Source organism: Kitasatospora sp. NPDC059803 (genome assembly GCF_042732255.1).
Classification (GTDB): Bacteria; Actinomycetota; Actinomycetes; order Streptomycetales; family Streptomycetaceae; genus Kitasatospora.
Genome location: NZ_JBHWIJ010000581.1, coordinates 1 through 1,416, shown reverse-complemented (window position 1 = coordinate 1,416; position 1,416 = coordinate 1). Strand labels below are relative to the sequence as shown.

Below are 1,416 nucleotides of genomic sequence, written 5' to 3'. Positions count from 1 at the left end.
ACCCGAAGCGGAGTGATCTAGCCATGGGCAGGTTGAAGCGCGGGTAAGACCGTGTGGAGGACCGAACCCACCAGGGTTGAAAACCTGGGGGATGACCTGTGGTTAGGGGTGAAAGGCCAATCAAACTCCGTGATAGCTGGTTCTCCCCGAAATGCATTTAGGTGCAGCGTCACGTGTTTCTTGCCGGAGGTAGAGCACTGGATAGGCGATGGGCCTTACCGGGTTACTGACCTTAGCCAAACTCCGAATGCCGGTAAGTGAGAGCGTGGCAGTGAGACTGTGGGGGATAAGCTCCATGGTCGAGAGGGAAACAGCCCAGAACACCGACTAAGGTCCCTAAGCGTGTGCTAAGTGGGAAAGGATGTGGAGTCGCAGAGACAACCAGGAGGTTGGCTTAGAAGCAGCCACCCTTGAAAGAGTGCGTAATAGCTCACTGGTCAAGTGATTCCGCGCCGACAATGTAGCGGGGCTCAAGCACATCACCGAAGTCGTGTCATTGCAGCATATAGGGCCAACGCCTGCTGTGATGGGTAGGGGAGCGTCGTGTGCCGGGTGAAGCGGCGGTGGAAACCAGTCGTGGACGGTATACGAGTGAGAATGCAGGCATGAGTAGCGATACAAGAGTGGGAAACTCTTGCGCCGATTGACCAAGGGTTCCTGGGTCAAGCTGATCTGCCCAGGGTAAGTCGGGACCTAAGGCGAGGCCGACAGGCGTAGTCGATGGACAACGGGTTGATATTCCCGTACCCGCTTTGAAGCGCCAACGCTGAACCAGGTGATGCTAAGGCCGTGAAGCCGGCCCGGAGTCTTCGGACAAAGGGACGTGGTGGAGCCGCTGAACCAAGTCTGTAGTAGGTGAGCGATGGGGTGACGCAGGAAGGTAGTCCAGCCCGGGCGGTGGTTGTCCCGGGGTAAGGGTGTAGGCCGAGTGATAGGCAAATCCGTCACTCATTAAGGCTGAGACCTGATGCCGAGCCGATTGTGGTGAAGTGGATGATCCTATGCTGTCGAGAAAAGCCTCTAGCGAGTTTCATGGCGGCCCGTACCCCAAACCGACTCAGGTGGTCAGGTAGAGAATACCGAGGCGTTCGGGTGAACTATGGTTAAGGAACTCGGCAAAATGCCCCCGTAACTTCGGGAGAAGGGGGGCCATTCCTGGTGACGGCACTTGCTGTCAGAGCTGGGGGTGGCCGCAGAGACCAGCGAGAAGCGACTGTTTACTAAAAACACAGGTCCGTGCGAAGCCGTAAGGCGATGTATACGGACTGACGCCTGCCCGGTGCTGGAACGTTAAGGGGACCGGTTAGCTTGGATTCGTCCAGGCGAAGCTGAGAACTTAAGCGCCAGTAAACGGCGGTGGTAACTATAACCATCCTAAGGTAGCGAAATTCCTTGTCGGGTAAGTTCCGACCTGCA

At 56.7% G+C, this 1,416-nt stretch carries 1 rRNA gene; it reads left to right on the top strand.

Going from position 1 to position 1,416, the window contains the following annotated elements:
• Positions 1 to 1,416: ribosomal RNA gene (locus ACFV6I_RS39640) — 23S ribosomal RNA — on the top strand; the annotation flags it as partial.